We start from the raw sequence: 24,761 nt of genomic DNA on the forward strand, positions 1-24,761 counted from the left end.
CCCGTTTCCTATCAGCTGGAAAACTCTTTAAAGGCATCCAGTGCATTTGCAGCATACATCAATGACGGCCCACCGCCCATATATACAGCAACACCTAAAAGCTCTTCCAGCTCCTGCAGGGTCATCCCCATTTTAACCAGGGTTCTGACATGAAAACCGATACAACCATCACAACGCGATGCAACACCAATCCCCAGAGCAATCATTTCCTTGGTTTTGGGATCAATCACGCCGTCACGCATAGCCGTCTGAGACAACTGATTAAAACTTTTCATTAAATCAGGTGAATCCTGAGTTAAGGTTCTTAAACTGCCTGAAATGTTCTGGGTTAATTCTTTGTATTTCATCACTGCCTCTCACATTAAACAATCAACAATAAGGTTGTTCACCTATTCAATAGCTTATTTTTCTACCGGATAGCCCTGTTGCAGCCAGGCCTGATAACCGCCATGCACAGACTTGACCTGGGTAAAACCCATATTCTGTAAGGTATCGGTTGCCAATGCTGAACGTCCACCCGTGCCACAGATCAGATAGATCGGCTGATCTTTAAGATATTCCAGTGCCTGCAGGGTATCGCAATGATGGCTCGCCACAGGATGCTGGTGAATTCTCATTTCTAAAACACCACGAGGATAATTCACCGCCCGGTCTATCGCTGCCGCCTGAAATTCATCCGGTTCCCGAACATCAATCAGAATGGTTTTATGGTTTTTCATCACTTCAAACAGTTCATCTACGCTCACTTCCTGAATCCGGCTTTTTGCATTCTGGATCAATTGCTCTGCAGTTTTCATCATTTTCATTCTTCCTCAGCCATTAAAATCATATTCATATTTTATAAAATATAATCAGGTAGATTAAAAGAGGTTTAGTTTAAATTCCCAACCGGCAGTTTCAGCCCTCTTGCCACGATCAGGCCATGCAGACCCTAGCTGCTAAAGTGCTTTCAGATGTTACACTTGCTTGATGTTCAACCTGATGACAGTCGCATCCAGGCTGATTCAACTCACGCATTCTTATCCAGACAGCGGGCGGAACTAGCCCATGAGCGCTGAATAGATTAAATACATTGCTACCCCAATCACGGTCGTGGCAAAAATTTTCTGCACCAGATTACTGTCTATTCGGTGCATCGCATGACGTCCTATTAACATGCCCACAATACAAGCCAGAACGAAAGTTAGCGTGACCGAAACAGGGTATTGAAAGCCATCCAGTACGTGTACAGAAATACTGACACCGCCTATCAGGAAAATAATCATCAGCGAAGTTGCAACGATGCTGCGCATATCCAGGTCAGTCACTTTACGTAGTGCCGGAACAATCACGAATCCCCCACCCACCCCAAGCAAACCGGTCAGTAGACCTGCCACGACACCAATGGCGCCGAGAGATAATGCAGTTTTCATATTCCAGATCAGGCGACCAGTCGTTTGATTGACCTTGCACAGTGCATTTCCATGATCATGGACTTTATTAAAGAAGATCCGGTAAGCGATTATCAGCATCACCAAACTGAAAGCCAGCGTGAGCCATACAGGAGAGATAATTCCAGCCAGATGCACGCCATAACGTGCTGAAGGAATACTGATCAGCGCAATCCAGAGCGCAGCACGATAACGCACGATGCGCTTGGACAAACCTTCAAATGTTCCAACCAGTGCTGATAGGGTCACTGCCAGCAAGCCTACAGGTGCAGCCTGTGCTACCGTCCAGCCCTGACTCGCCATCAGTGCAGGTACAGCCAGAATACCGCCACCCGCACCGGTTAAACCCAGCAAGCCACCGATGGCCAGCCCTTCCAGTATCAACCACATCACCCCTATACCTCTTTTGACTCCAGTGGTTCAACAAAAGAACCTGCTGGTTTAATCCTGAAACTTGCCTATTTGAAGTAATTCAGCGGAAGCTTTAAATAAGAAACCCCATTCTCTTCCGGTTCAGGGAACTGTCCTGCTTTCATGTTGATCTGAATCGAAGGCAGAATCAGTTTGGGCATACTCAAACCTGCATCGCGCTTGTTACGCATCTCGACAAATTCAGCTTTGGTCGTGCCATGATGAATATGAATATTGCGGTTTTTTTGCGTCTGGATATCCGTCTCACACACATAACTATTCCGTGTTTCTGGCAAATAGTCATGGCATAGATACACCCGGGTAGTCTGCGGCAATTCAAACAGGCGCTGTACCGAATCAAACAGCATGGCTGCACTGCCACGCGGAAAGTCACAGCGTGCCGTGCCATAATCCGGCATAAACAAGGTATCGCCCACAAACACGGCATCACCGATGACATAACTCAAGCAGGCTGGCGTATGTCCAGGGGTGGGAATGTTATATGCCTCGATGGAACCAAGCTGGAATTTCTCATCATCCTCAAACAGGTAGTCAAATAACTGCTGGGTATTCCATTGCTTGATATCCAGATGATAAATTGCAGCAAAGGTCTCCTGTACCATCGCAATTTTCTGGCTCATGGCAATCTTGCCCCCCAGTGCAGCTTTGAGATACTGCGCCGCAGTCAAGTGATCGGCATGGACATGGGTTTCCAGAATCCACTCGACTGTTAAACCCTGCGCTTTGACATAGGCAATGATCTGATCGGCATGTCTGGTCGAGGTGCTGGCCGATGCAGCATCATAATCCAGCACACTGTCAATAATTGCGCAGGCTTTCGTTGAAGGATCACTCACCACATAACTGAACGTATTGGTATCTTCATGAAAAAAGTCTTTTACAACTGGGGAATTTGACATGATTAGGCTCCTGCCCACTTACGGTGAATCAACACGCCTGCAAGCATCGCGACAATAAAATACAGAACCTGATAATGCCCAAGACCAATCAAGGTAAAACTTGGTGCAGGACATATCCCGGCAATCCCCCAACCGATACCAAAGAGCAGGCTGCCCGAAATCAGTTTAGGATCAATCTTGTTATTCTTTGGCAAATCGATCGGTTCATTAAAGATCGTTTTCGGTGCCTGGCTGCGTAGCGCTTTTTGAAAGGGAATAAAGGCTACAACAATTGCACCCATCATCACAAAGGCCAGGCTGGCATCCCAGTCCCCAAACAGATCCAGGAAGTCGAGCACTTTTTCCGGATTCGACATCCCGGAGACCATCAGCCCCACAGAAAACAAACCGCCGAAAATGAAAGCCAGAAAATTCTTCATTTAGAAAGCTCCTGTAATATGGCGAATGATATAAACCGTGACAAAACCAGCGAACATAAAGCTCATGGTGGCCAGGATAGAACGCTTCGATAAACGGCTCATCCCGCAAATCCCATGACCACTGGTACATCCTGAACCCAGGCGCGTACCAAAGCCAACCAGCAGACCTGCGATGATCATCATCAGCGGACTGGCATTCAACTCGATTTCAGGCTGGACAAATAATCCATAAATAAAGGGCGTGACAATCAAACCTGACATAAACCAGATTGCCGGGGTTTTAAACACGGTCTGTGGATTCAGTACCTGTCCAATCAATCCGCTGATCCCTGCAATACGGCCATGCACATAGAGATAGCCGACCACCGCTACTCCCAGTAATAATCCGCCGAGAAATGCGATGAGAAAATCATGCATAGTAAATCTACTCATTTACAATATATATATTTATATTATATAATAAATAAAAATATTCAAGCGGAAATGCTGATTTTTTTTGTATCTCATCATGGCTTATCAGGACACCTACATGAACCCTGCACCTTTAAAAGTACAAATAGACTTTTCACAAGTTGAGTTGGTCAGTGATTGTCTGAAAGTTTTATCCAACCCTGACCGTCTTAAAATTCTCTGTGTCTTGGTCGATGGCGAGCTGAATGTACAGCACATAGAACAACGTACGGATATCCACCAACCCACCTTGTCACAACAGCTGACTGTATTAAGAAACAGCCAGATCGTATCAACACGACGGGAAGGCAAACAGATTTTTTATCAATTCAGTGATATACGGGTGCTCAAAATCATGCAGACCCTATATGAAGTGTACTGCAGCCAGGATTGTGATTGACATAACTCCCCCACTTTCAGATCACTCCTGGCCAAACAGGGTTTTTCAGGGATTCTAAAAGCAAAAGCCTTTAGCTGATTTTCCCACGGATTTTTACTTGCTTTCTGTTTCACAGGGTGACCTTTAACGCAGACTCCCTCCACAGACCATTTGGCGTGTCCCGCCATTAAAATGTTAGGTGCAGCATTAAAGTCTGCATGTGCAACATAACCCTATTCGACACCTTCCAACTGTGCTGGAGTGGATCTGTATTCTTTACATCAATGCGACAGTATTTATCCCGCTGAACCAAGCGAATTGCATCATAGCCATCTAATTTAGGCTTGAATCTTGGCATCAATCGGCGAAGTTAAACCGCTGTACCATCAGCTCATTTAAAGAATTAGGCTTTTTAGGTTTGTGCTTATTTTCTTTTAGTCGTGCATGTTGTTTGGCATTAAAAAATTTAGATCATGCTGCAAGATGACAAAGCTGTTGTTGTAGCGACATGTATTTGGGGTAGTTACAATCGATGAGGTATTTTTAGATTTTACTGAATAGCAGGGTGATCCAAATGCATCAAGAGTGGGACAAACGTTATCGAGAAACACAACATTTATATGGCTCAGAAGCAAATGTATTTATTCAGGACATCAGCCGGCGTTATGTGATTTCTGGCCGTACCTTGGCTATTGCAGAGGGTGAGGGGCGTAATATCCTGTATTTAGCACGTACAGCGCGAGAGAAACATTTAGCATTTAGTGCCGAGGCGTGGGATTATTCGCAAGTTGCTCTTGAAAATGCCCAGGTATATGCGCAAGAACAAGGGATTGAATTGCAAAGCCGGCAGGTCGATTTGACTACAGTGAAATGGCCAGAAGATCAATATGACAACATTCTGTGTGTATTTGGTCATGTCGATCCAGCAACCCGATTAAAAACCTTGCAGGGTGTACGTCAGGCACTAAAAAATCACGGTCATTTTATTGGTGAGGTCTATTCCAAAGCCCAATTTGCTTATAAAACCGGTGGTCCTGGCAATCCTGATTTTCTGTATGATCCTCAGGAAATTTTAGAAGTGTTTCAGGACGATCATATTGTTCACTTTTTTGTCGGAGATGTAGAACGTTATGAAGGGCAATTACATCAGGGCAAAAGCCACGTGATTCAATTTATGATTGAAGTGATCAAAGAGCGAAGCTGACCATTAAAGTATGAGCTGAGTCACTCTCAAATTTATCTACAAGAAATGAGAACCATCTGTTTTTGTAACAGATGGTTCACTTGATTGATAAGCTTGCGGAGATATCTACCGGTTGAATAGCAGTAGATTGTTACTCTTCTAACAGGCTTCTTAACATCCAGGCTGTTTTTTCATGGACTTCTAGTCTTTGTGTGATCAGATCCGCGGTTGGCTGGTCATTAACTTCATCCACGATGGGAAAGAGACTTCGAGCAGTGCGTGCAACAGTTTCATGTGCATTGACCAGCAGGCTGACCATTTCCTCGGCTTTAGGAACACCTTCTACTTCTTTAATTGCAGTTAATTTTACAAATTGTTTATAGGTTCCTGGAGCAGGAAATCCCAATGCACGAATTCGTTCCGCAATAATATCCAGGGCATTCCATTGTTCGGTATATTGAGTCATAAACATGTTATGTAAGCTATTGAATTGTGGCCCAGTCACGTTCCAATGAAAGTTATGGGTCATCAAATACAAGGTATAGCTATCCGCTAGCAGTTTGGATAAGCCTTCAACAATTTTGGCACGATCACTATGAGAGATACCAATATCAATTTTCATTGCTTTAGATTCTTTTTTAGAACTCGCCATTTTTGAGACTCCTTTTATTTTAAGGGTATATTTATATTAATTTAGCTCAATCTGCTCTATAAGACCTGAGCAATAGAGACTACGTGCTTTAGCGCTGATAAAGAAATTTTTGAACCGTCGACTCATATTCAAATATTCTGCAGGATATCAGCAAAGCTGCAAACATTAGTATTCTGTTGAGTTATATAAATAACATACATCTTACCAAGATGTATTGAGAATTAACGAGAGTTAATTACGCTCGCACAAATATAAATTATGGCAGCAAAAATTGAGTATGTTTTATAGCTAAGTATGGCTATACGTTTGAATTATTTCAATTTAAAAAATTAATTTTCGATAAGATATCGCCATTGATACATACAACGATCAGATATACGCTGAACTTTAAGCTTAGTTTTTGGGAAGAATAACTGCTTTTACACCACCATGATCAAGTTCCTTCAATAACTAATTTAGTATGTGTACCGCTATGTATACAATCTGTGACTTTACCGAGGCAGAGTTGTTCCATTTTCGCCCATTGAGCATCTGTAAGCATGTATCTATCCATGATGAAACTATAAACGAAATAGTCTTATTAACCCAATTCTCAACACACCATAGAAATCAAGTTATGCTTTTAATAAAATTTATGCCGATTTCCACTGTCATATTACAGCCCCTTATCTAAGTGTAGGATCGCGGGCTTATTTGACCTCTGTCGCTACACGTAGTGGTGACAACCTAATTTACAATTTTAAAAATTACTCTGGGATACTATTTAACCCGAATCCTGTTTAAGCCAATGATTCCATTACTCGAATGGTTGGCTTATTTCGATGGGTTAATTGATATGCGCACAATGAAGCATAAATCCCTCCTAGAAATCCACAAATACTACGTGCTCTACTCGTCACTAAATTGTATTGTCCCTTCAATAGGCTGAATAATGTTTCTATTCTATTTCGCTGCTTTAAGTGATATTCATCTGATACACAGAGTTGAACAGATTGCATGTTCTTTCGATGATAGGTAATCAAATCAATGCCTTGTTCTTTCAGTTTCCTTTTTAATTCCTGACTGATGTAGCCACGATCCGCATAGAGTTTCGCCTGTAAACCTTCAACTCATTGTTCAACCATTTTAATATCAGCAACATGCCCATTGGATAATGCAGAACACACGATTTCACCAAATTGATTCATCACGATATGTAATTTACAGCCATAAAACCAGCCCATTGAACTTTTTACCCCGTGATGCGATCTTGGCTAATGATTTATGACGCTGAATACGCTGATTTTTACAGACAGGCAGAGTCGTTGAATCAATCCACAAATATTGGCTATGTTTAGCTTTCATTACAGCTACATGTAAAGCATATAGTGCTAATTGATGCATATTAATCAGGTGAATCATGCGTTGATAACAGGGTAAGCTCTTAAATAAATGACTTTTATCCTGTTTCAACCATGAAAAAAATGCTTTGAAATTATTGAAGTGAGAATACTTATACCAAATGGCAATAAAGATGATTTCAGAGATACTCAGTTGTGCTTTTCGGATTCTTAAGCAGTGATTGCTTTGCTTTAGAAATTTCCAATACATTGCTTCAAATTTAAGAAAGAAATCATCAATTACGCAAAATAATTCGGTACTATTGAACATCAGGACTAGAGTTGTAAGTTTTTTGTGGTAACTCAACTGATGGCTCTAGTCCTGCTGTTTTTTAAGTCCATTTCTTATCCGCGATTCGGGTTATTTATAGTGCCGTTATTTATTTTTGATTTTAAACTCAATCCTGATCACCAGACCGCCAATGGCATCTGCCCGGCGTGACTCAATTTTTCCGTGGTATAGATCGACAATTTGCTTAACAATCGATAAGCCTAGACCACTGCCAATAACTGTACTATTCTGATTCACTCGATAAAATCTTTGAAAAATCAGAGGTATTTGTGCTTCATCCAAACCGATTCCATTGTCCTCAATCTGCACAAAACTATAATTTTCAACACAGCCACAACTAATTTTAATGAGACACGGACGTTCCTGGCTACGATAGATAATGGCATTTTCTAAAAGATTACGGAGCATAATTTCCAATTGATCCATTTGTGCCATGACCAGGGCCGACTCCAGTTGTAACTGTAAGTCAATCTTTGCCTGACGAAGCTGAAAATCCATCATCGCAAGGGTACTTTGAATCATATTAACCAGATCAACCGGGCCTTGAATTTGTTGACCATTGGGTTCTATCCGGGCCAACGTCAGTAACTGCGTGATCATTCGTGAGGCCTTATCAATGCCAATGATAATGTCCTCTGCTGCTTCTCGTGCCTCCTCAGTCGAACGTGCACTCTGCAAAACTTGTGCATGCAGACGGATCGCCGCCAAAGGTGTACGTAACTCATGGGCTGCATTTGAGGTAAAACGTTTTTCACGTTGCATGCTTTCTGCAACTTCACTCAATAATGTATTTAATGACTTCACCAAAGGTTCGATTTCTTTGGGCACGACAGGGTTGATGGGTTTTAAATGTTCAATCGACTGCTTTTCCAGATTTTGACTGATACTGAATACAGTGGACAAATTGCTACGTACGGTCTGCAAAATCAGCCAGGACAATAATGGTAAAAAAAATGCTGAAACCCCTATTAAAAATAACAGCATATCTCTCTGGATATCCTGACGGATAGTCCAGACCTGTGCAATTTGTACTTGTATAGTGTGGGTGCTGTCCCAAACCGAATAACTGCGATAGGTTTGATTGTGAATCTTAATCCAGCCAAAGTTGGCTTGCTGAACAAACGGGTGTGTGTCAACGCCAACCGAACGATAAATCAACTTGCCATTATGATGCCAAATCTGAAATATAATCTGATTATAATGCTCACCTTGAGCTTTCTCGATGACAGTATGGTCAGGGGTTCGCCCCTCCAGTGAACTTGAAGTGGTCGAGAGTAAAGCATGGGCGGTTTCGACCAGTGATTTATCAAATATATTGTTCGCCGTGCGCTGCATTCCCCAGTAGATACAGCCTAGACTACCCACCCAGACAGTGGCGGTGATAACCAGTAAAATCAATGATAAACGCCGGGTCAACGAATAACTGCGGATGAAATTGGCCATCAATAGTTTTCATCCATAATATAGCCAAAACCCTGCACTGTACGGACAATGTTTTTCCCAAGCTTGCGCCGTAAATTATGAATATAGACCTGGATCACATTACTGCTTACATCTGCATCATAGGCATAAAATGAGTTTTCTATGCTCTCCCGTGAAATAATCCGGCCACGGTTAAAAATAAAGAGTTCCAGCAAGTGAAATTCTTTCTGAGTTAATTCAACTTCAGTTTGATCTCTTAGTACCTGTTTGGTCGCTTTATTAACTGCAATATTGCCAATCTGAATCAAATCACTCACTTGACCTGAAATACGGCGCAATACCGCTTGAATCCGTGCAATTACTTCATACAAATCATATGGCTTAACTACAAAATCATCTGCTCCTGCATCCAAACCTGAAATACGCTCCTGAATTTTATCCTGAGCAGTCAGAATAATAACGCCTACTTTATTCTTTTTACGGCGCAGTGACTTTAAAACTTCCAATCCATTCCGGTCTGGCAAACCTAAATCAAGCAAAATAAACTGATAATCATAACTCGCCAAAAAATGATAGGCTTGCTCTGCTGTGGTGGCTATATCGACCACAAAATTTGCATGGTCTAAGCCCCGTGCTGTCGCCTTAGCCAGTAAGGCATCGTCTTCAACTAACAATATTCTCACGTCTGAGCTACCCTCTCATTCTGCTACTTATAAGCCTATATTTATTTCTGTGAAAGCGGCAGGTATCTGGCCCAAGAAAGACAGAACACCAACCGAATAATGATCATACAAGGCATTGATATATCAGCACTCTACTATTTTACTCTGCCTGATGATCCTCATGTAAAGGCCATAACTGATGCGAATTCAGCAATAGTAAACTCAAGCTTTCTGCATAATCAATTTTGGCTTGATCAATTCGACCGCGCGCATCAACCAGTTGCTGTGAATGAAGTAACAGTTCATTTAAACTCAATTCACCAAGCTTATATGCTTTTTGCATCAATCCATGTTGTTGCTGTAACTGTGCCAAATTCTGTTGAGCCTGCTCACTCCGTACAGTTGCCGACTCCATCTGCGTGAACCAGTATTGCGTTTCCTGACGCAAACGGTTTTCTACTCGTCCGATCTCAAAATTGGCCTTTTGAGCTTCCGCCATGGCCATACCAGAAGCTATCCGCACTTGCCGACTGGCGAGTGGAATTGAAACGCTCACACTCATCAAATTTTCAATGCCAGACTGCTCACGACTATAGCCCACTCCGACCGTAGGATTAGGTACCCGATTGAGTTGCTCTCTTTTGACTAATGCATCTTGCTGTGCTGCCTGCGTTTTGGCCAGCTCAAGCTCATGATTAGCAGACAAAACCTGCTGTATCCATTCAGTCTGTGTATATTCGAGTGGGCGAATTTTGATGACATCACTGCTCCAGTGTTCTGGAATTTTTCCCTGATAATCACGTGACAATAGCTGCTGTGCTTGGTAGTAAGCTGTTTTAGCCTGCATATATTGTTCTTCGATTTGCCGCGATTCATTGCTAAGCAGCATCAGTTCCAGTCCTGGGGCATCTCCAGCACGAATACGCTGCTGGGTCATTTGCATATAGTGCTGTATTCTTGCCTGCTGTTCCTCTATGCGCGTCAATTGCAAAGCACTGCGCATATATGCAAACCACTGATTTAGCAAATTTTTGGCAACTTCATGTTTGGCATCTTCATATTTTAATTCCGCAATACTCATCCCTCGTTGCGCCAAATCCTGATCCAGCTGGTATTTGCCAGGCAAACGAATCTGCTTTTCAATACCAAAGTTCGGCTCATAGCTATTGGACTTTGTTTGACCATCTTGGGCATTGCTGTTACGAAGCTGCATGCCCGCACGCACTGTCCAGGGATGGCCCAGTTTTAGCCCCTGTCCTGCAAAATTGGCATAGTCCTGATCCGAAACTGCCGATCGAACAGTTGGATGCTGTGACAAGCTCTGTTTGACCGCATCGAGTGGTGGCAAGACCTGATCCAAAGCGGGTTCCGCGGATACGACAGAAGTCATCATCACACAACAGCCCAAGCCCAGTAAACGTAAGGCTTTACCCAGCAAATGGGGTTGAGTCGCTATTTCTGGTTTCATTCGTTCACTTCTCCTTGACCAGCATAACCCGATGTTATGGTTGGTAATACCCAATAGAAACAGTCACTTGATTTAAATTTCTTTTGGATATGGGCCAAAACTAAAGGCACAGTTGCGAGGGGTAAAATCAACAGAATCAAATTACGCTCAGTTGCACCCCGAATTTTTTCTTGAATGTTTCGATAATGTTGGCGGCTGCCGAAACCTTGTGCCGGAATACAGGTACATCCTGTCACAATCTCGGGAATGAGCCATAAATGGCTCATTAATTCTTCCGCAATATCACTGGAGATGTTGATAGAGAGTTGGCACATTTCAGACATGAGTATCTCGCACTAAACCAAATTGTTTGAACAAGTTAGGAAGTAAAATCAGCGTCAGTAAGGTGCAGGAAATTAATCCACCAATCACCACGATCGCCAATGGACGCTGAATTTCAGCACCTGGCCCAATGGTAAAGAGCAACGGAATTAAACCCAAAGCCGCGATACTTGCAGTCATCATTACTGGACGTAAACGTCGCATCGCCCCCTCACGAACCACCTCTTCAATTGCAACGCCGCGTGAAATGAGCTGGTTAAAATAACCGATCATCACCAAACCATTCAGTACGGCAATCCCCATTAATGCAATAAACCCGACCGAAGCAGGCACCGATAAATATTCACCAGTGATGGCTAAGGCTACGACTCCCCCAATTAAAGCAAAGGGAATATTCACAAAAACCAGTACTGCCTGACGAACAGACCCTAAAGTTGTAAAGAGCAGGAAGAAAATCATGGTCAACGCTGCAGGGACAACCAGCATCAGACGCGCTGCTGCACGTTGTTGATTTTCAAATTGGCCACCCCATTTCAATGAATAGCCGGCCGGTAATTTAACTTTCTGGGCAACCTGCTGTTTTGCTTCCTCGACAAAACCAACCAGATCCCGGTCACGCACATTGGCACGGACAACGGACATTCTTGAAGCATTTTCCCGGTCAATTTTGACGACGCCTTCAGTCTTGACCATTTCTGCTAAAGAGGACAACGGTACAGCCGCTGAGTTTTCAACAGGTAAATTCATGTTCGCGAGGGCAAAACTGGATTGTCCCAGACGCGGATCACCTTTCATCATCAATGGAACCGGTCGCCCCTGTTCAATAATCGAACTAATCTGCTGCCCTTCAATGAGCATTTTGAGTTGTGCCTGTATGCTTTGGCTATCTAGCTGATTGCGGACAGCCATATCACGACGAATACGTAATTCCTGATATTGCACCCCAGAATTTTCCAAAGTCATGACGTCTTCGCTGCCTTTTATCCCTTGTAGAACGGTAGAGATTTGCTTAGACAGCTGATTCAGCTGGTCTAAATCGGTACCAAAAATTTTGACGGCCAAATCTCCACGTACACCCGATAACATTTCTGAAGTCCGCATTTCGATCGGCTGACTAAAGGTGAGATTGACCCCAGGAACATCGGCCAATACATGGCGAATTTTGGCTAAAATCTGCTCCTTACTTTGTCCCTGCCACTGATCTTGCGGTTTCAAAATGACAAAGCTATCGGTTTCATTTAAGCCCATAGGGTCAAGGCCCAGTTCATCCGAGCCGGTTCTTGCCACAATGCGGGCCACTTCTGGAACTTGTTTTAGAATTCTTCTTTGAATGTCCAGGTCAAGTGCAATTGAATTTTGCAGGCTGATCGATGGCATTTTTTCCAACTGCAATATGGTGTCGCCTTCATCCATGGTTGGCATAAAAGACTTACCAATGAGTGGAAAAATGAGTGCAGCAACCACCAAAGCACCTCCGGCCAAAGCATAAACACGTTTCGGATGGGCTAAACTTGCATTTAACACCTTGCTATATGCCTGTTCCAGCTTAGCAACAATATACGGCGTGTGATGTGCTTGAGATTTCAAGAAATAAGAACACAGCACCGGAATAATCGTTAATGAAAAAATCAGTGAGCTCGACAATGCAAAGACAATGGTCAGTGCCACTGGAGAGAAGAGTTTCCCTTCCAGACCTTGCAACGTCATCAACGGAATGAAGACCAGCATAATAATGATCATTCCTGCGGTCACCGGCACCGCCACCTCACAAACCGCGCGATAAATGACGTTCAGCGGGGGTAAAAATGAACGGTGTTTGGACTCGTGTGCATCTGCCAGTTGCATTTCAATATTTTCCACCACCACAACCGCCGCATCGACCAGCAAACCAATGGCAATGGTTAAACCACCCAATGACATCAGGTTGGCACTCAATCCAAACTGACGCATCATTAAGAAAGTACTCAATGCAGATAAAGGTAAAATGGCGGCAACCACCAAAGCAGCTCTTAAATTGCCTAAAAACAGCAGCAATAAAATCAGGACCAGTACAATCGCCTCGATCAAGGTTTTACTCACGGTATGAATGGCACGATTCACCAGTTCACCACGGTCATAAAAAGGCTTGATCGTAACGCCCGGGGGTAAATTTTTCTCAATGTCATGCAAATGTTCACGCACACTTTGCACAACCTGACGTGCATTGGCACCTTTTAAGGTGAGGACAATCCCTTCAACAGCTTCACCCTGACCATTTTCGGTTACCGCCCCGTAACGGGTAAGTGCACCGGTATGGACATCGGCGACATCCTTCACTTGCACCAGCGTCCCCTGATGATTGGAAACAATAATCTCGCCCAGCTCTTGTAAATTGGTGACACGACTATCGCTACGAATCAGTAATGATTCTCCATTTTCATTCAGACGCCCCGCACCGTCACTTGCATTATTTAATTCAATTGCTTGTTTTAACTGATCAAGAGATAGACCTCTCGATGCCAGAGCATCGAGGTTGGGTGTCACTTCAAAGGTACGTGCCAAACCACCAAGGACATTGACATCCGCTACCCCTTCAATTTTTCTGAGCTGTGGACGGACGACCCGATCGAGCAAGGTTCGTTTTTCCATATCACTCATAGGGCCATGTAAAGTGAACATAAAAGATTCACCTAATGGTGTCGTCATAGGTGCAATCCCGCCTGATGCATTGCCAGGCAAAGCTGACATGACTCCAGTCAAACGCTCATTGACCTGTTGTCGGGCCCAATAAGGATCTGTCCCTTCTGCAAAATCCAGGGTAATGATTGCAATGGCATATTTAGATTGTGAACGTAGTACAGTTTGATGAGGGATTCCCAACATTTCCTGTTCTATCGGTACCACAATACGGCTTTCCACCTCTTCTGGCGTCATGCCAGGAGATTTCATCACAATTTGAACCTGTGTGCTTGATACATCGGGAAAGGCATCAATCGGCAATTTGGTAAATGCCAAATAACCCGCAACACTGATTGCCATACCCAATAACAGCATTAGGATTCGTTGACTCAGTGAAAATGCAATAATACTTTTTAACATGTGCCTAACCTCAATTCACCGCAGTGCTACTGCTGGCAGGTGGTGCCTGCTCTGCACCGAAACCTGACCAAACGGCTTTTAGACGTTCGACACCCCTCACAGCAACTTGAATTCCAGGTTTTAATGCATTTCCAATCACATGACTTTGCTGCTGGTTCGCACCCACCAATTCCACAGGCATTACCACGAAACCATTTTGGTTTTTGATAAAAATGAAGTGCTTGTTATCTTTTAAAGTTAAGGCAGCACTCGGTATTACCCATGCGGTTTTTGTTGTCGGGTTATGGCTTTGAATATTCGCTTTAACAAACTGTTGTACTTTTAAACAGTTATCCTTGGCCTGCATTTGGACTAGAACATTTTGAGATTGCGTATTGCCTGAAAGTGCTGGTGCAATTTGTTGTACCTGCCCGGTAATTTCACACCCCTCAACTTTGACCAGATCGCCAATCTGGATATATTTGCTATCCGCTAAAGGGGCTTGCAGCATTAATTGCAAAGGTAGATCACTATTCACCAACTGGCCCAGTACTGCACCGGTTTCTACATACTGACCTGCAGATACCTGTAAACTTTCTACACTGCCTCTGGCGGGACTTTTGACATACACCACGGGATTCAGTCCCTGACTGCTACTTCCGCCCATAAACTGCAACATGCGTTGCTTGGCATTCAGATCAATATTCAGTCGTTGCACTACATTCTGGGCTTCCTGTACACGTTTTTCAGCAATAATCCCTTCAGCATATAAACTGCGTTCACGTGCCAAATTTTGGCTGGCCAATTGCAGTTGTGCACGAATTTGTAAAATTTCATTTTGAATCTGAATTAAATCAGGGCTATGAATGGCCAGTACAGGACTGTGTAAACCCACTTCTGCTAAAGGTTGCACCAGTACCTGTTGCACTATCCCCGCTACAGGACTGGTTAAAACCACTTTACTTTGAGGTGACCACTGCGCTTGCCCCTGCAAAGTCAGTGCGAATTGTACATCTCTTGTCGCTTGTCCTAAAGTTTGTAATTGAATACCTGCTTGTTGAATCTGTGTGGGCGAAATTAAAATCTGATTACCAGACACATCTATTGTTTCTGTTTCATTGGCGACTACATTTTGTGTCTTTGATTTTTCCGTTTTATTTTTATTTAGTAGTAAACTGCTGCCCCACCAAATTCCTAAAATCACCAAGGCCAATGTGCAAATACTGATAAATAGTTTTTTATTTCGTAATACACTCACTTGCTGACTCACTGATCTACCCTCAAAAATATTTTCACTCAGGGTAAAATCAAGTTCTTAAGATCTAATTAAATTTGAAAATTCAATTTTTTCGAGGCTGGAGCAAATCCATGTTGTAAATTGCAGCAATCAAATTCAGGCGTAAACTCATACGTTTACGTCGATTACGGTAACGTGTAGCAAGAATTCTGAAAGTTTTTAATTTACCATTTACATGCTCAATTCGAATACGATGTTTGCCAATTTCTCGATTAATCTGTTTATGCAATAAGGTTAATGGTTTGTTTTTACCTACCTTGAATGGAATTAGACATCTGACCCCTAATTGACTTAAACCTTGATACACTTTATCAACAAGCATAATGGCTTTATATTTTTGCTTCTTACGCTGATCTTTAAACAATTGGAAATCATGTGTACTTCCTTGTGCAAGACCTATTGAAATAATCTGCATCGTTTCATAATGAATTGTCAGTTGCACTTTAATCCTATGGCATTTTTTCTTACCACTATAGAACTTTTTCTGTTTTTTTGGGACGCTCAATTACCATCTCAGTGGCATCAACAATAACAACATCCCAATCTAAACCTTCATCATGAGGTAATTTCTTAGGTAAATGAAACTTATCAGATTTTATTAAAATATTTTCTATCTTTTGGATAATTCTAGATGCACTAGACTCATGGAGCCCATAGCTCATAGCGACATGAAAAAGTGTTCGATATTCACGCCAATAACTTAGAGTCATTAAGAGTTGATCTTCAAGTAAAAGGCTGGAAGGTCTGCCTCGCCGGGTATTCGCTTGGTTTATTTTTAATACTTCGAGCATTTCTAAAAAGGTTGAAGGTTGTATGCCAATAAGTCGTTTGAATTGACTACTCGATAATGTTTTAACTTTTGAATATTTCATGTGTCAATGATAATAGAACATACCTTTTTGTTGGAATAAAAAATGGGCAATTTACTGATCGTTTTTTGATTTATGCAAGAGATCTAGTATGTGATGAAACTTGCTCAGGTTACGTCTATTTGAATGATGTACCTGATACTGAAACAGTAATGAAAGCTTTGCCACCATAGATAGAAGACAATAATTGCAATTATCCGCATAGTGGATTAAAAATGAAATCCCCCCTCGGGAATTTCTATCGCTAAAATTAGCGAGTTAACTGTTCGTTTTTACGGGGGCTAATACAACTACCTATACGGGTAATCCACAATACAGCTTCTAAAAATAATCTATTATTTGTACCACTACGTACACGATCTGTGACTTTACTGAAGCAGAGTGGTTCCATTTTTGCCCATTGAGCATCTGTTAAGTATTTATCTATCCATGATTATAAACGGAAGTCTTATTAACCTAATTCTCAATACACCATAGCACTTCAATTTAAAGCATTAGAAAACATCAGTCTTCCAAATTTCCATTAAGCTAAAAGAGTGAATAGCTTTTGGGCTGCTATTCACCTGATGATTATCCAGCCTGTTTAACTGGGCAGGACATATCCCTTTTCATTAATTAAACGTACTGCTGCATCACAAACTTCCGCATCATAAATCATCCCGCGTCCACGTAAAATTTCTGCCAGGGCCACCTCAACCCCCAAAGCCGCACGATAAGGACGATGCGAAGCTATTGACTCAATCACGTCTGCCACGGTCAGAATACGCGCCTCAGGATAGATCTCATCACCTTTTAATCCTTTAGGATAACCGGTGCCATCCATCCGTTCGTGATGCTGGCCAATGATTTCAGCAATCGGAATATTGAAAGGAACATCCTTGAGAATTTCATAACCGGCCTGTGCATGGCCTTTCATCATTTCCATTTCCAGATGGGTCAGACGAGAAGGTTTGGTCAGAATCTCGGAAGGAATAGAAATTTTACCGATGTCATGTACCAGCCCAATTTCTTCCATCTGCAGACAGCGTTTTTCATCCCAGCCCATTTCTTTGGCAATCGCACTGGCAATCAAGCCTACACGGCGTTCATGCCCTGCGGTATAAGGATCGCGCAATTCCACCATGATCGATACCGCCTGCAAGGTGCCATACATGGTGGCCTCCAGCTGTTCCAGCTGCCGTGCAATCTGGTCTTGGGCCTGCTTTTGCTCGGTGATGTCTTGCGCCATTACAATCGCGGCAGGCAAACCGTCATCCCAAAGGATACGACGGGCATACAGGGAAAATTCCCGGATCTGGCCATTTTGATGTCGCACGGGAATCGTGTAAGGCAGGTTCGAGTGTTCTGCCAGCTGTGCCTTATCCTCAGCTTGGTGAATCAGCGCCAGAGTATCTGGGGTCGCATCGCTAAACTCCTGAATATTATGTCCGTTGAGCTCTGCGGCAGATCTACCCAGCATGTTGGCATAACTTGGATTGACGTATAAATACTGATTGTCGCGCAGTACATACATTCCGACCACGGTTTGTTCCACCATGCCACGGAAACGCTGCTCGCTGTCTCTTAATGCCTGCTCGGTTTGCCGGATGGCAGTCAGATCAGCCCAGGCCAGAATCGCATCATTGCCGACGATCGCCAGCGTGCGCTGTGCAATACGCTGACTGCCATCTTTGGCTACCAGGGTAATTTCAGGAAGCTGCACCTGTTTGCCGTTTTTCGCCAGCTGCAAGGCCGCTTGCCAGCTCCGCTGCATCAACTGTCTTTGTTCTGCATCTGGTGCCACTTTTTTCAACCAGGCTTCCCGGTCTTGGAAATCCTCCAAGCTGTATCCCAGCCATTTTTCATAGGCCAGATTGACTGCGAGAATGCGTTCATCCTGTATGGAAATAATATGCATCGGTACCGGCGACTGTAAAAACACCTGCTGGAAACGTTGTTCCATCTGCTGCGAATAGGTTTCAGCTGTTTGACGCTGCTGCTCAGCCGAAAAACGTTCCAGCGCAGATGAAATATCTCTGGAGAGATTTTGCAGCAGCTGAATTTGCTCCTGGTCAAATTCCACTTGGCCCGTGGTGTACAGCCCAACCAGTCCCCAGAAATGGCCTTGTAACAGCAACGGCGTTAATGCCGCTTGACGGATCTGCTCCTGTTTTAAATACTGTCTCCAGGTCCGGTATTCTGGAGAAACACTGTCATCAGGATTATTGGCTAGGGTATAGGCATAAACATCCACATCCGGGCTGGTATTTTTCAACTGATTCAACGGAATATTCTGATCCTGCTGCAAGGCAGTCTGCAAAGTGGGCAAAATGTTGGCGCTAATATTATGATGGAACTGAATCACCAGTGGACTGTCCGCCTGATCATCAACTTTCAGCGCAATCAAAATTTTGGCAAAACTACCCAGCTTCAGCAGTACCTGCTGCAACTCAGTCAGCAACTGCTGCTGGTTCTGACTATGTGCAATCACCCGGTTGGTTTCACTGAGCAGCTGGTACAGATAGGTTAAACGTGCTACCCGCCCCTGGGACTGTAACCGGATATAAACATCGGTAATCTGGCTGGTGATGTGATCGATTAAACTCTGTTCTTCATCCAGAAAAGCGGGCACATCCGGTGCCTGAGCATACCAGATGGTTAAGTTTCCGAATTTCTGGGTGTCATTGGCAAAGGCCGACTGCAGATAGGGCGTCTGGGCCGGAAGCCCGGTGCCAAAAATGCCCCAGTCACTGTCAATCCTCAGATGAATCCTTTCCGGAGAGGAAAATCCCGAAGGAATGATTTCCATGGCTTTCTGCAACAGCTCGGCCATGTCGCTATGCGTGTTATTACAGAGCTGGTTGATCTGGTTCAAACAACGTACTTCTTTGACCCGTTTTTGTACATCCTGCAGCAAAAGCTGGCGGTCTGTAATATCGTGTACCACCATGACCCAGACCGGTTTTTTGCCCAAGCGTTCCGCAAAAGGGGCGACATGACACTCGACCGTTTTGCGGTCCGACAAGGTCAGCTGGATTAAAAACTCTTGCGGTGCCTGCTGTAGTCTAGAACACACCGGACAATCCTCGGTCTTTACACGAGGATCATGCACCAGTTCATGCACGGAACATCCGGTCAATTGTGCCGCAGCAATACCGTGTAGCCGGGCTGCCGCCAGATTGACCTGCTGAATGGTGTGGCTGGAACTGACAATATAGGTCGGATCCGGAATGGTGTCATAGGTGCTGGCCGCCTTGGACAGCATGCTAAAAGGCTCTTTGATGGTCGACTCGACCAGTGCCATATAAATGAACCAGTAGGAATAAACTTTCAGAATATGCCCCAGCAGATTGGCATCAGCATATACGGATACATATTGGGTAAAGGTAAATTCAGAGGCCATCATGGTCAGCATGGAAAGGCTGACCCCAAACGTTAGTTGTGCCGATAAATATTCGCGGCGGCGCCAGACCAGTATCAGCGCCATTGCCAGTACCGCAATAATCAGATATTCACTGTAAATTTTAAAAGGGGTCAGACCTTGCCCATCAACAAAGGCGGTGGGGAAGAAACCCAGCATGACTGCAGTCACAATCCCGGCACTGAGCAGACCAAAAAACAGGTTCAGTGGGATAGGCTTGATCGCGCATGTCAGCATGAATGGTGCGACGAGCATGGTCAAAGCCTGCAACAGGCGGGCGCCAATCCATAATTGTGTGGCCTGATTGGCACTGTCCACAGGAAGAATCTGCATGCCTTTGTAAAGCAAGGTATGGAACAGATCAATAAATCCACACCAGCCAATGGCAATGGCAATGAAAACCACAAAATAATTTTTAGTAAAATGCCGCGATACCACAGTCACTATCAGAGCTGTAAGCGCGATAATGATGGAAATCAGTTCCGCGATGGTATGGGTAAAGACGAAACCAAAACTTTGATTGGTCCACCAGATCAGCAAGGCAAAAATCGTCGGAGGAATGATCATCATATAAGGAGAAATAAACGACTTAAGGTCGAATACATCCGGTGAAAATAAGTCACGAGATGATTTAGGCATAAAGTTCCCCAATAAAGTTCGAAAATGGCCTTATGTCATAGCGCTGTTTAAAATTTTGTATTGTCTGAAAATTCACATGTTTATTATAACATTAGGCCGGTGTAAATAATCCGTGAATACCTTGCATGAGAGCCGCCTACAGCTAATCTTATATATCAAATACCTCAACTCTCTCTGTCGTGTTTGCATCAGTTAAATAGCTGAAATTAACGCGTGCAGTTACGTCCCTCACGCTTGGCCTGATACAGTTTTTGATCTGCCATTTTCAATACCTCTTCCACATCCTCAGAACTATGCGGCCAATAAGCGATACCAATTGAAATAGTCACTGTTCCCATGTCATCCATTTCGGTGAGCCCAACCGCTGTTCGTAGCCGTTCTGCCGCCTGAAAAACGGTGGTCGGGTCTGAAGCAGCCATTAAAATAATAAACTCCTCTCCCCCTGAACGGCAGCAGATATCATTGTCACGGAAATGATATTTCATCAGGCTTGCCAATTTTTGTAAGACGATATCGCCTTTGTCATGGCCATAGCTGTCGTTTACCTTTTTAAAGAAGTCGATATCCACGGCCAGAACAGCAAAATCCGTACGCATACGCACAAATTCTTCAATAAACAGGTTCATTCCGCGGCGATTATATAAACCGGTTAGCGGATCGGTATTCACCGACTGATTCAACTCATCAATTTTTTCATTAAAATTCTGACAGCTTAGCATCAGGGAATTTTTGAACTGATCAACCTCAAAATACACAGGATCAATTTTTTTAATTTTTTCCTGAACATCCGGCCGACTGAGCATACTGGCCATTTTCGCCAAATGGTTTAAAGGCAGTGCAATCAAACCGGATAAACGCCAGACCACAAAGAAAATGAAGAAATAAAAGAGGGTAATCCCGATGGATACTTTGATAATAATACTGTTGGCTTGAGCAAACAGCTCGTCAATCGGCTGCTGCGATACCACAATCCAGCTCACGCTGGGAATACGCGAGAAACCAACCAGACTATCTATTCCTTTACTGTTCATCAGACGGAAAGCGCCATCCTGTTGCTGAAGCATGGTTGTTAATCCATCACTGGCCTGGACTTTCTGGCCAATTTCCCGAGTATCGGCATGAAAAATGATGCGTTTTTGGTCATCCATCACATAGGTATAATTTTTTTTGTAGCCATATTTGGATGCCAGCATTTCACTGACCAGATTCTTGCTCTGCAGATAAATCGTGCCCGCAACAAAGCCCAAATATTGCCCCTGGGCATCGAAGATCGGTTCAGAAATAATCACGATCAATTTTTTGGTCGAAGACCAGTAGGGAGAAGAAATATAAGTTTGCTTGCGTTTAATTGACTCGGTGATGCCATAGGTTTTATAAATCTGTTTAGAGTCAATCTTTAAGCTGGTCGGGAAAAATGAGATGATATGCCCTTCCCGGTCAGCCAGAAAAACACTGTTGAAATTTCCTGACTGGCTTTTCAGGCGTGCCGTTTCACTATTCCGCAGGCTGGCACTAGCAAAATCTTGACCGAGCAGTTTGGCGCTAAAGCGTAAGTTTTTTAAGATTTCTTCAAATTGATAGTTGGTATGGGCAGCAATCCTGGAGGAGTATTCGGCATTCAAGGCCAGAGAGTTGTCGATCAGGCGCTCTTTCACAGTATAGTTAACAAAAAATAAGGCAAAGATAAACAGACAGGTCACGCTTAAAACCGTTAAAAGTAATATTAAGCTGCGCAGATTTAAACGAGGCGCCAGTAAAACCTGTCTCAATAGGGCAATTCCAAGTCATCATTTATGATACTTATATCACAAAATAATGAAAAAACACGGTTTATTTCAATAACATCGACGTGAGTCAAATCATCCTGAAATGGCCGTCAATTTTCCCGACCCTATTTGTTTTACCGAGCGTTCGACGAATGCACTGAAAATGTAGTACGGAAAGGATGTCAATGCTTGCCGAAGTATGCTTTGGGCATTCATCGCTGTTCTGCCTGAACTGATGATTCCAGGAAAATGGCCTGAACATGCAGGGTACCAGATTACTTGGAGTCGCGGGGTTCCTGCATTTTTACGCTCAGCACAGGTTCAGATCATTTAACCAGCAATGAACACCGCCGATATCGATTTTTTTTATGCTATATTCCCAGTTAAGACTTATATTTATTATATAAATCACATGACTTATTTTCCCTAAAAGTTTGAACTTATTACAAGGTTTTTGGATTCCCATGCAAACATATATTCCTTATCAGCTGCGGGTAAAATTAAAACAAATTGATCCTATTCTCGATAAGCATTGGCAACAACAACTGCAGTCCATCCTCTCGACGACGCCGCAGGCATTGCATCAGAAAATAGAAGACCAGTACCTAAAAGCCAAGAATATCGCATGGAATTACCTGACCCAGACCTTTGAGTTTAAAGGTCATACTAGCCTAAAAAATCTTCAGCTTGACACGCACAACTCCGAATTACTGCAACTCGCGCACAGAATAAAGAGTACATTCAGCTATCTGCAAGGCTATCAAACAGACTTTCAGATTGCCGATTACCTAGAAAGTATTGTGCGTGAAATTAACCAGATTGATCTGGAACATTCAGCAGACATTCAGGCACAGCAACTGATCAAAAAAGCCTTTCTGTATGACGCTACCCTGATTATTCGGGACCTAGATTTTAGTGTTTCTGAAAATCACCGGCATTTGGATATTGAGCAGGTTCGAACTTTTATCTTTGAAATTTTTATGAAAAGTGAAATTTTGGGAAGCTGGTTTGCCCATATTTTGCCAAGTGAATATGTCGAACAGGAACTGGTAATTTTTCAGGATTATTTTATTCAGCAACAACGCGTTCGCGACTTTGAAATTATCAAAACCTTTCAATATTATTTTGTCCTGAGCAGCACCTACGACAGTTCAGTTTCTGCCTATTCAATTCGCCGCTTTTTAACCGAAGAAAACTTTGGTAAAGAAGACCGATTCTATATCAGTGGTTTGGTTCTTGACCCACAACAGCTGGATCAAGCAGATTATTTTGAAAATTTTAAACAGTTGATGACCCAAATCATTGGTATTCAACGCAAAATGAATTCGCATATTGTGGAACTGGTTGAATCCCTGCATGAATATAATCAGCACAGGCTCATCCCGAGTTTAAAAGAAATTTTAAATATTCAAAGTTTTTCCATCGATCACCTGGTGAAAGAACATCTGGAAATCCTAGAGAAAGATTTATCCTTAAATATTCTTGAACCCTTTCTAAAAGGCTTAAAAAACAGTGTGCAACATACCGATGAACTAGAATATTGCTATTTAAATATTTTAAGGTTAATCAATGAGTTTCTGCATCAACTGGAAATTTTATCACAGCAACCGATGCTGCAGTTTAATCCGCATGCGCGTCTGTTCAAATATCGCTTAATTGCCTATTTAAAATTACTGGAACAACGTCGTGCCCAAATCTTTGTAATCTTTCACGATGAATTTCAGTATCAGCAACAGCTACGCGCGGTTTCAGCCCCCGCTCAGGAAATCAGGGAACTGCTCAATAGCGCGATGGAACAAACCCGCCAGATCCAGCAGCACATACGCCAGTTAGAACGCGAAATGCAAAATGCCGAAAATAGCAGTTTTCTTAAACGGCTGTTTAAAAAATCTGAAAATCATGAATTGAAGATCAATGAATTAAAACAGAATCTGATCGAGGTTCGAGATCGTTGCTATATTAGAATTATTGCTATTCAAAAACAGGCCTCTCAAGAGAGTATTTATCTGGAAGCGAAGAATTTAATTTCGGTGATTGACTCTAAAGTACGGCATTATGCCTTTGCGAATGGTGAAAATGGGGTAACACGTTTACCGCTTCTGTTACAGTTACCTGAAGACCGCAATAACTTTAATATGCAGAGCATCCTCATGGCATTAAACTATGAATTTCTGCTCTCTGCAAAGAGTTGGAAATTGTCACAAAAGACCTAAGACAAGACTGGTGAACTATCAAGAGGAAGGTAAATCAACGAGCGTATTTAAGAGTTGATTTTGGTGCTGAAAAAGTTACGGCAAGCTGGTTATTTGGACAGGTCTTTAAACCCGGTTCTTCCCTGCTCAACA

21 protein-coding genes and 2 pseudogenes are annotated in these 24,761 nt (G+C 43.1%); 4 read left to right on the top strand and 19 right to left on the bottom strand.

All coding sequences use genetic code 11. From position 1 onward, the window contains the following. Nucleotides 1-11: 11 nt before the first annotated feature. The 6 genes from LZZ98_RS12745 to LZZ98_RS12770 form a co-directional block, all read right to left on the bottom strand. The gene (locus tag LZZ98_RS12745) at nucleotides 12-347 is read right to left on the bottom strand and encodes a carboxymuconolactone decarboxylase family protein (RefSeq protein ID WP_092819707.1); all 336 of its coding nucleotides are present in this window, start codon (nucleotides 345-347) and stop codon (nucleotides 12-14) included. A gap of 54 nt (nucleotides 348-401) precedes the next feature. Next, nucleotides 402-797, bottom strand: coding sequence for a rhodanese-like domain-containing protein (locus LZZ98_RS12750; protein WP_237788213.1), 396 nt, complete (start codon nucleotides 795-797; stop codon nucleotides 402-404). A 243-nt stretch (nucleotides 798-1,040) separates the two neighbouring features. Next, a complete protein-coding gene (locus LZZ98_RS12755) occupies nucleotides 1,041-1,820 on the bottom strand; it encodes a sulfite exporter TauE/SafE family protein (RefSeq protein ID WP_237788214.1) in 780 nt (259 codons plus the stop codon). A 68-nt stretch (nucleotides 1,821-1,888) separates the two neighbouring features. Beyond that, complete coding sequence (locus tag LZZ98_RS12760) at nucleotides 1,889-2,761, bottom strand: MBL fold metallo-hydrolase (protein ID WP_237788171.1); 873 nt, start codon at nucleotides 2,759-2,761, stop codon at nucleotides 1,889-1,891. Nucleotides 2,762-2,763: 2 nt separating this feature from the next. Next, nucleotides 2,764-3,180, bottom strand: a complete 417-nt coding sequence (locus tag LZZ98_RS12765) for a DUF6691 family protein (protein WP_237788172.1) — start codon at nucleotides 3,178-3,180, stop codon at nucleotides 2,764-2,766. After that, complete coding sequence (locus LZZ98_RS12770; RefSeq protein ID WP_086176664.1) at nucleotides 3,181-3,597, bottom strand: YeeE/YedE family protein; 417 nt, start codon at nucleotides 3,595-3,597, stop codon at nucleotides 3,181-3,183. 112 nt (nucleotides 3,598-3,709) lie between these two features. Here LZZ98_RS12770 and LZZ98_RS12775 point away from each other — a divergent pair, with 112 nt between their 5' ends. Together LZZ98_RS12775 and LZZ98_RS12780 are read left to right on the top strand one after the other, a co-directional pair. Next, a complete protein-coding gene (locus LZZ98_RS12775) occupies nucleotides 3,710-4,030 on the top strand; it encodes an ArsR/SmtB family transcription factor (protein ID WP_237788215.1) in 321 nt (106 codons plus the stop codon). 553 nt (nucleotides 4,031-4,583) lie between these two features. Further along, the gene (locus LZZ98_RS12780; protein WP_237788173.1) at nucleotides 4,584-5,213 is read left to right on the top strand and encodes a class I SAM-dependent methyltransferase; all 630 of its coding nucleotides are present in this window, start codon (nucleotides 4,584-4,586) and stop codon (nucleotides 5,211-5,213) included. A 130-nt stretch (nucleotides 5,214-5,343) separates the two neighbouring features. Here LZZ98_RS12780 and LZZ98_RS12785 read toward each other — a convergent pair whose 3' ends face one another. The 13 genes and pseudogenes from LZZ98_RS12785 to LZZ98_RS12840 form a co-directional block, all read right to left on the bottom strand. Beyond that, the gene (locus tag LZZ98_RS12785; RefSeq protein ID WP_237788174.1) at nucleotides 5,344-5,844 is read right to left on the bottom strand and encodes a Dps family protein; all 501 of its coding nucleotides are present in this window, start codon (nucleotides 5,842-5,844) and stop codon (nucleotides 5,344-5,346) included. Nucleotides 5,845-6,623: 779 nt separating this feature from the next. After that, a pseudogene (locus LZZ98_RS15505) lies at nucleotides 6,624-7,494 on the bottom strand (IS982 family transposase). A gap of 105 nt (nucleotides 7,495-7,599) precedes the next feature. Next, nucleotides 7,600-8,958 carry an ATP-binding protein gene (locus tag LZZ98_RS12795; RefSeq protein ID WP_237788175.1) on the bottom strand — a complete coding sequence of 453 codons (1,359 nt, stop codon included), beginning with the start codon at nucleotides 8,956-8,958 and terminating at the stop codon, nucleotides 7,600-7,602. Next, nucleotides 8,958-9,620 carry a response regulator gene (locus tag LZZ98_RS12800; RefSeq protein WP_237788176.1) on the bottom strand — a complete coding sequence of 221 codons (663 nt, stop codon included), beginning with the start codon at nucleotides 9,618-9,620 and terminating at the stop codon, nucleotides 8,958-8,960. Before LZZ98_RS12800 ends, LZZ98_RS12795 begins: the two co-directional genes overlap by 1 nt. Before the next feature lie 139 nt (nucleotides 9,621-9,759). Next, nucleotides 9,760-11,067: a TolC family protein gene (locus LZZ98_RS12805; protein WP_237788177.1), complete on the bottom strand. Its 1,308-nt coding sequence runs from the start codon at nucleotides 11,065-11,067 to the stop codon at nucleotides 9,760-9,762. After that, entirely contained in the window at nucleotides 11,064-11,390 is a 327-nt protein-coding gene (locus tag LZZ98_RS12810) for a DUF3240 family protein (protein WP_016165445.1), read from the bottom strand. Before LZZ98_RS12810 ends, LZZ98_RS12805 begins: the two co-directional genes overlap by 4 nt. Beyond that, nucleotides 11,383-14,466 (bottom strand): efflux RND transporter permease subunit, encoded by a 3,084-nt coding sequence (locus LZZ98_RS12815; protein ID WP_237788178.1) that lies wholly within the window; start codon nucleotides 14,464-14,466, stop codon nucleotides 11,383-11,385. Before LZZ98_RS12815 ends, LZZ98_RS12810 begins: the two co-directional genes overlap by 8 nt. Nucleotides 14,467-14,476: 10 nt before the next feature. Next, a complete protein-coding gene (locus LZZ98_RS12820) occupies nucleotides 14,477-15,715 on the bottom strand; it encodes an efflux RND transporter periplasmic adaptor subunit (RefSeq protein ID WP_237788179.1) in 1,239 nt (412 codons plus the stop codon). A gap of 70 nt (nucleotides 15,716-15,785) precedes the next feature. Next, nucleotides 15,786-16,184: a transposase gene (locus tag LZZ98_RS12825; RefSeq protein ID WP_237788180.1), complete on the bottom strand. Its 399-nt coding sequence runs from the start codon at nucleotides 16,182-16,184 to the stop codon at nucleotides 15,786-15,788. Between the two features lie 28 nt (nucleotides 16,185-16,212). Then, nucleotides 16,213-16,614: a transposase family protein gene (locus LZZ98_RS12830; RefSeq protein WP_237788181.1), complete on the bottom strand. Its 402-nt coding sequence runs from the start codon at nucleotides 16,612-16,614 to the stop codon at nucleotides 16,213-16,215. Between the two features lie 286 nt (nucleotides 16,615-16,900). Then, nucleotides 16,901-17,038 (bottom strand): annotated as a pseudogene (locus LZZ98_RS15625) (IS5 family transposase); the annotation flags it as partial. A 156-nt stretch (nucleotides 17,039-17,194) separates the two neighbouring features. Further along, the gene (locus LZZ98_RS12835) at nucleotides 17,195-20,650 is read right to left on the bottom strand and encodes an MASE3 domain-containing protein (protein WP_237788182.1); all 3,456 of its coding nucleotides are present in this window, start codon (nucleotides 20,648-20,650) and stop codon (nucleotides 17,195-17,197) included. Between the two features lie 206 nt (nucleotides 20,651-20,856). After that, complete coding sequence (locus LZZ98_RS12840; RefSeq protein WP_237788183.1) at nucleotides 20,857-22,419, bottom strand: sensor domain-containing diguanylate cyclase; 1,563 nt, start codon at nucleotides 22,417-22,419, stop codon at nucleotides 20,857-20,859. A gap of 196 nt (nucleotides 22,420-22,615) precedes the next feature. Between LZZ98_RS12840 and LZZ98_RS15510 the strand changes: the two genes are divergently transcribed. Both LZZ98_RS15510 and LZZ98_RS12845 read left to right on the top strand, forming a co-directional pair. Next, nucleotides 22,616-22,750 (top strand): hypothetical protein, encoded by a 135-nt coding sequence (locus LZZ98_RS15510; RefSeq protein ID WP_269091841.1) that lies wholly within the window; start codon nucleotides 22,616-22,618, stop codon nucleotides 22,748-22,750. Nucleotides 22,751-22,880: 130 nt separating this feature from the next. Then, nucleotides 22,881-24,629, top strand: a complete 1,749-nt coding sequence (locus LZZ98_RS12845; RefSeq protein WP_237788184.1) for a hypothetical protein — start codon at nucleotides 22,881-22,883, stop codon at nucleotides 24,627-24,629. Nucleotides 24,630-24,761 lie beyond the last annotated feature (132 nt).

It is taken from the genome of Acinetobacter sp. SM34 (genome assembly GCF_022012365.1).
In the GTDB taxonomy this organism is placed as follows: domain Bacteria; phylum Pseudomonadota; class Gammaproteobacteria; order Pseudomonadales; family Moraxellaceae; genus Acinetobacter.

Coding starts and splice junctions, on each gene's coding strand:
- LZZ98_RS12745 (WP_092819707.1), bottom strand. CDS start 347: ATGAAATACAAAGAATTAACCCAGAACATTTCAGGCAGTTTAAGAACC.
- LZZ98_RS12750 (WP_237788213.1), bottom strand. CDS start 797: ATGAAAACTGCAGAGCAATTGATCCAGAATGCAAAAAGCCGGATTCAG.
- LZZ98_RS12755 (WP_237788214.1), bottom strand. CDS start 1,820: ATGTGGTTGATACTGGAAGGGCTGGCCATCGGTGGCTTGCTGGGTTTA.
- LZZ98_RS12760 (WP_237788171.1), bottom strand. CDS start 2,761: ATGTCAAATTCCCCAGTTGTAAAAGACTTTTTTCATGAAGATACCAAT.
- LZZ98_RS12765 (WP_237788172.1), bottom strand. CDS start 3,180: ATGAAGAATTTTCTGGCTTTCATTTTCGGCGGTTTGTTTTCTGTGGGG.
- LZZ98_RS12770 (WP_086176664.1), bottom strand. CDS start 3,597: ATGCATGATTTTCTCATCGCATTTCTCGGCGGATTATTACTGGGAGTA.
- LZZ98_RS12775 (WP_237788215.1), top strand. CDS start 3,710: ATGAACCCTGCACCTTTAAAAGTACAAATAGACTTTTCACAAGTTGAG.
- LZZ98_RS12780 (WP_237788173.1), top strand. CDS start 4,584: ATGCATCAAGAGTGGGACAAACGTTATCGAGAAACACAACATTTATAT.
- LZZ98_RS12785 (WP_237788174.1), bottom strand. CDS start 5,844: ATGGCGAGTTCTAAAAAAGAATCTAAAGCAATGAAAATTGATATTGGT.
- LZZ98_RS12795 (WP_237788175.1), bottom strand. CDS start 8,958: ATGGCCAATTTCATCCGCAGTTATTCGTTGACCCGGCGTTTATCATTG.
- LZZ98_RS12805 (WP_237788177.1), bottom strand. CDS start 11,067: ATGAAACCAGAAATAGCGACTCAACCCCATTTGCTGGGTAAAGCCTTA.
- LZZ98_RS12810 (WP_016165445.1), bottom strand. CDS start 11,390: ATGTCTGAAATGTGCCAACTCTCTATCAACATCTCCAGTGATATTGCG.
- LZZ98_RS12815 (WP_237788178.1), bottom strand. CDS start 14,466: ATGTTAAAAAGTATTATTGCATTTTCACTGAGTCAACGAATCCTAATG.
- LZZ98_RS12830 (WP_237788181.1), bottom strand. CDS start 16,614: ATGAAATATTCAAAAGTTAAAACATTATCGAGTAGTCAATTCAAACGA.
- LZZ98_RS12835 (WP_237788182.1), bottom strand. CDS start 20,650: ATGCCTAAATCATCTCGTGACTTATTTTCACCGGATGTATTCGACCTT.
- LZZ98_RS15510 (WP_269091841.1), top strand. CDS start 22,616: ATGCTTTGGGCATTCATCGCTGTTCTGCCTGAACTGATGATTCCAGGA.
- LZZ98_RS12845 (WP_237788184.1), top strand. CDS start 22,881: ATGCAAACATATATTCCTTATCAGCTGCGGGTAAAATTAAAACAAATT.